Annotated in this window: 6 protein-coding genes; 1 reads left to right on the top strand and 5 read right to left on the bottom strand. The window is 44.2% G+C overall.

The window, feature by feature from the left end; translation table 11 throughout:
* Positions 1-163: 163 nt before the first annotated feature.
* From IJN28_08815 to IJN28_08795, 5 genes are all read right to left on the bottom strand, one after another.
* Positions 164-1,855, bottom strand: coding sequence for a nucleoside kinase (locus tag IJN28_08815; GenBank protein MBQ6713866.1), 1,692 nt, complete (start codon positions 1,853-1,855; stop codon positions 164-166).
* 166 nt (positions 1,856-2,021) lie between these two features.
* Positions 2,022-3,017: an inorganic phosphate transporter gene (locus IJN28_08810; protein MBQ6713865.1), complete on the bottom strand. Its 996-nt coding sequence runs from the start codon at positions 3,015-3,017 to the stop codon at positions 2,022-2,024.
* Positions 3,010-3,636: a DUF47 domain-containing protein gene (locus tag IJN28_08805; GenBank protein ID MBQ6713864.1), complete on the bottom strand. Its 627-nt coding sequence runs from the start codon at positions 3,634-3,636 to the stop codon at positions 3,010-3,012. Before IJN28_08805 ends, IJN28_08810 begins: the two co-directional genes overlap by 8 nt.
* A gap of 180 nt (positions 3,637-3,816) precedes the next feature.
* Complete coding sequence (locus IJN28_08800) at positions 3,817-3,990, bottom strand: hypothetical protein (protein MBQ6713863.1); 174 nt, start codon at positions 3,988-3,990, stop codon at positions 3,817-3,819.
* Between the two features lie 79 nt (positions 3,991-4,069).
* Positions 4,070-4,651, bottom strand: a complete 582-nt coding sequence (locus IJN28_08795; GenBank protein ID MBQ6713862.1) for a TetR/AcrR family transcriptional regulator — start codon at positions 4,649-4,651, stop codon at positions 4,070-4,072.
* Positions 4,652-4,816: 165 nt separating this feature from the next.
* Here IJN28_08795 and IJN28_08790 point away from each other — a divergent pair.
* Positions 4,817-5,339, top strand: a 523-nt coding sequence (locus IJN28_08790) for a cation transporter (protein MBQ6713861.1), incomplete at its 3' end; no start/stop codon positions are given.

Raw genomic sequence — 5,339 nt, 5'->3', positions numbered from 1 at the left:
CTGATAAATCAGCCACGTACGCACAGATGCTATCTCTGCTATCAGTATAGGTGAGTTACAGCAAGATATCAATATGCAACACTGATACACCCATAGCACGCTGAAGCAAAGATCCTCCGCATGCACGCAGGCATACGGAGGATCGATCTTTTTATGCAGTTTCTTATTCGTTTACGCCGAAGCCCGATTTGCCGATGAATTCTCCCAAGATAGAAGTAAGCGGAATATCCTTATCGTTCGGCAGTTCTTTGAAGCAGTTGAGGAAGTTGATAAGACGCTGTGCTTCGATGAACTCGGGCACGTTTTGGTCGATGGCTTTGAGAAGCGGTTTCGCATGCTTTTTAAGCTCTGCCAGCTCATAGAGAAGTGCCGAGTTGAACATGACGTCGGCTTCTTCTTGATACGGGAAGATGTTCTTCTCTTCCCCGTTTCGCACGGAATACCAGCTTCTGAGCGTGTGTACCGCATCACGACCGCGGAACTGATGGTCACGCACCATACGACGAATGAGGCGCGCATCTGTCGTTGCAATACGATTATGTCGGTCGATGGAGAGCTGTGTCAGCGCGCTGATATATACCTTCATTTTACAGGAACGATCAATAGCATACGTCATCTTTTCGTTAAGTGCATGGATACCTTCTACGACAAGCACCTCATCAGGCGCAAGACGGAGCGTTTTACCGCGATATTCACGTTTTCCCGTCATAAAATTGTAGTATGGCAGTTCTACCTCTTCTCCTGCGAGAAGCTTCGTTAAATGGTCATTGAGGAGCGGTAGATCGACAGCATCGATCGATTCAAAGTCATAATTGCCTTGCTCATCAAGCGGCGTTTCGTCACGATTGTGGAAATAGTCATCGACCGAGATCGACACAGGATTGATGCCGTTCACGCGAAGCTGGATACTGAGCCGCTGTGCAAAGGTCGTTTTACCCGACGACGACGGGCCTGCGATCAAGACCAAACGAAGCGCACTGCCGCGTTTTAATATCATATCGGCGATCTGCGCGATCTTCTTCTCATGGAGTGCCTCGGCAAGGCGAATGATCTGACCGTAACTGCCATCTTCTATCATACGATTCAGATCGGCAACGTACGGACATTTCATAATAGCAGCCCATTCTTCAGACTCGGCAAAGACGTCTGCCAGTTTCGGACGATTGACGAACGGCGGGAGCATCTCACGCGGACTGGCGATCGGATAACGAAGAATAACGCCCGATCCATAGTGCATCAGATCGAATTTTTTCAGATGACCCGTACGCGGAAGCATCGGTCCGTAAAGATATACATGATGGTCTTGGCATTGATAGAACGTGACCGTATCCTTACGCTGTTCTTTTGGGATATTTCCCACAGGCGAATAGATCGTCGCATTGCTCTGATCGAGCTGACGCAAAAGACGCGCACGCTCATCATTCGCATGGGCTTCTTCTACCTTTTCGATCACGTGCAGACGGTCATACACACCGCGTGTGATCGTTCTGTCCTCCTCGATGATCTCCTTCATACGCTCGCGAATCTGCTTCGTCATCTGACGCGTAAGTGCCATATCCTTTATCTTAATTTCACAGAACAGCCCTTTACTGAGCGCATGTTCGACTTGCACACGACCGCCAAACAGCTCGCTGACTGCCATAATAAGAACGAACGTCAACGTGCGGCGATATGCTTCCATACCAAGCGGCGTATTGACAGGGAAAAACGTCACTAAGCTGTCTTCATATATCTCCGTCTGTAAGTCACGCACCATATTATCGACGATCGCACCTGCGATCGGCTCGGCATACAGATCGCAGACCGCATGATTAGTACTCATATCAAGAAGAGATGTCCCTTTGGCGAAATGCATTGCCGTACCATGACTGAATCGAATCAGAATATTATCTCTTTGTGCCATATCACTCTATCTCCTATCCTGTTCTTTTTCTTTTATTATACGATATTTTAAATAGATTGAAAATAAAGATAACTTGATTACCATAAAAAAAGACAGCACCGAAATGCTGTCTTTCATCTTACAAGAATAATTTAATTACTTTGTAGCAGATACCGCTTACGAGTGCCGAGCAAGGAATCGTGAATATCCATGCCATAAGCATCGAGCGTGCTACACCCCAGCGTACCGCGCGAACACGTTTTGCCGTACCGACACCCATGATAGAGCCCGATACAACGTGCGTCGTACTAACAGGAAGATGGAGGAGCGTCGCCCCGAAGATAACGAGCGAGGAGTTGAGGTCAGCCGCAAAACCGCTGATCGGCTCCAATTTGAATATCTTACCGCCCATCGTCTTGATGATCTTCCAACCACCGGCTGCCGTACCGCAACCCATTGCAGTTGCCGCACACAATTTGACCCAGAACGGAACTTCGAATACATCGATATAACCCGAGCTGAGAAGTGCGAGAGTAATGATACCCATCGCTTTCTGCGCATCATTCGAACCATGCGAGAATGCCATCATAGCCGCAGATACGATCTGCATTTTTTTAAAGCTATGGTTGACATTGCGCGGTGCCATTCTGCCGAAGATCCAGTAGAGTGCGATCATAACGAAGAAACCCGTTACGAGCGCTACGACCGGCGAACAGATAAGTGCCATGACGATCTTCATGATACCTTCTATCTTCAGTGCATCAACACCGACGCTGACGATAACAGCACCGACAACACCGCCTACAAGTGCATGCGACGAGCTGCTCGGCATCTCTACATACCAAGTCAGAAGATTCCACGTGATAGCCCCCATAAGAGCGGCGATCATGACCTCCGAATTGATAAGGCTTGCCGACTTAACGAGGTCTGCCCCAATCGTCTTAGCAACCCCGGTGCTGTACATAGCACCCAAAAAGTTCAGACCTGCTGCCATCCAGATAGCAACACGCGGCGACAACGCACGAGTCGATACCGACGTTGCGATCGCATTTGCCGTATCATGGAAACCATTGACATAGTCAAAGACAAGCGCACAGGCAACGACCATTATAATCAGTATATCGAGATCAAGCATACTTCATTACCACTCCGCGCATCAAGTCAGCAACTTCTTCGAACTTATCAGCCGTGTCTTCCAAATGCTGCAGAACTTCTTTCCATTTAATTAAGTAGATCGGATCTGTGCAAGTATTGAAAAGCTCACCGACTTCTTTACGATAGATCGAATCGCTTTCACTTTCGATGATAACGATACGACGAATATGTTCCATGATCGCTTCTTGATTTTTCTTAATGTTGCCCATAAGCTCGATCGCTCTCAAAAGCTCATCAGCACATTTCAAATTAAGGCTTGCAAGAGCAACCGCACCATCAGTCGGTTTGCCCGTATGATATAAGTGCATTTTTTCAACCGTACCGTCCATCATATCCATAACATCGTCCAGTTTGGAAGCCAATGCATAGATATCTTCACGGTCGATCGGCGTAATGAACGTCTGATTCAGCTTGTCCAAAATCGCATCATTGACATCATCGGCCTGATGCTCAAGCTCAGACATTTTCATCTTGATTTCTTCGATTTTTTCATATTGGAGAACTACTTCTTCACAATATGCTGCGCCTTCACGTACAACGCCGGCACTTTTTGCAAACAGCTTGAAAAATTCGTCCTCACGCGGTTTCAAATTAAACAATTATGCCACCTCACTCATTTTCTCTGCTGAATCCTTCATCTCTCCATATCTCAAGTCAAACAGCATCATCATTTTAAATTTTATCATTACTTCTCATAGAATACAAGAAATTAACAAGAATTTAACAAAAAAACTGCCATAATTCATGACAGTTTTTGCGGTATCTTCTAAAATTCGTACTTATCTTGCCAAAATCATGCGAAGAAAACGGTACATAGCGATCGAAACCGAGGACTTGCTCGCCGTTCTCATCCCCCACAGAAAAATAGCTGCACTACCGAGAATATGGACCACCCAGAACGATGCACCATACTCCTTCTTTTTACACCAACGGTTCGCGATCATATCTATCATAGTTATCCACCTCCCACGCTTAGTATTGCTAAGAAAACGGATTCTATGTGATATAACATCTGCCAATATCTTGAGCTGTTTATTCTTCATTCAATGAAATGCTTTTTGCGTGAATCGCAAGCAAAAAGTATTTCGTAATCAACTCCGGCGACTCCTGCTTTTTATGATCGACCCACCAGCGAACCGTTTCAATAAACGTTACAGCAATATAATTCACCAGAAAATCACGAGGCAATTCTTCTCCTCTATTTATTTCAACGGCTTCAATTTGGTGTTCGATCAAATTAACCAGTCCGGGTTTAAAATACTTCAAAAACAGATCATGATTGGGACCGGAAATCAAATTCAAAATATGATTATCATTTCTGCTGAAATGCTCAAATAAATGCAAAAAGATAGAACTTGGTGCATCACAATCAAAAATATGTCGATGAATACGCTTCTGCTCTTGAATACAATCAAACACATGACAAAACAATTCTTCGCACAACTCTTTCAAAAGATAGTCCTTCGTCGCAAAATGAGCATAAAACGTAGCTCTCCCCACATCAGCTTCTTCTATGATCTCACCTACCGTGATCTGTGAAAAGTCCTTCTTTGACAATAATTTCGAAAATGCCGCAAATATCGCTTCTCTGCTCTTTCTTTGTCTTCTATCCATTTTCTTCTCCATACAAAATTTATTTTTTGTTCCATAATGTACAATCACAACAAATCATATGTTGCGTTATCTGCTCTCTAAAAGCATACTATTATTGAACGATATGTTCAGTAGCAAACTTATTGTACAATCAAATTTGCCAAAAATCAATCAAGGAGTACGTTTATGAAAACAAAGAACAATATTTTCATTGCATTTTTACTGAATCTTTCCTTCTCCATTTTTGAATTTTGGGGAGGAATCATTACAGGAAGTGTCGCGATCATGTCTGATGCGATGCACGACTTGGGAGATGCCATTGCCATTGGAATATCTTATTTTCTGGAGCGTAAAAGCCAACAGCAGCCTGATGAAATGTTTACCTATGGTTATGCTCGCTACTCAATCTTAGGCAGTATAATCGTATCGGGGATTCTCGTATTCGGTTCTGTGATAATCATTTATAATGCAATCGAGCGCATTCTTTACCCCATATCAATCGATTACAACGGCATGATCCTATTCGCCATTGTAGGTATCATACTGAACTTCTTGGCGGCATACATCACTCGCAAAGGAGATTCCTTGAACCAAAAAGCCGTCAACCTGCACATGCTGGAAGATATGCTCGGCTGGATCGTTGTTTTGATCGGTGCAATCATTATGAATGTCACTGATATTGCTATCCTTGATCCTATTATGTCTATTT

This window comes from Selenomonadales bacterium (assembly GCA_017442105.1).
Lineage (GTDB): Bacteria > Bacillota > Negativicutes > RGIG982 > RGIG982 > RGIG982.
Note: the sequence above shows the minus strand (reverse complement) of the source record. Positions and strands in the feature narration are given on the sequence as shown.

What these genes read in the sequence shown, in the direction of transcription:
- IJN28_08815 (MBQ6713866.1), bottom strand. Translation starts at nt 1,855, where the DNA reads ATGCATTTCGCCAAAGGGACATCTCTTCTTGATATGAGTACTAATCAT.
- IJN28_08810 (MBQ6713865.1), bottom strand. Translation starts at nt 3,017, where the DNA reads ATGCTTGATCTCGATATACTGATTATAATGGTCGTTGCCTGTGCGCTT.
- IJN28_08800 (MBQ6713863.1), bottom strand. Translation starts at nt 3,990, where the DNA reads ATGATAGATATGATCGCGAACCGTTGGTGTAAAAAGAAGGAGTATGGT.
- IJN28_08795 (MBQ6713862.1), bottom strand. Translation starts at nt 4,651, where the DNA reads ATGGATAGAAGACAAAGAAAGAGCAGAGAAGCGATATTTGCGGCATTT.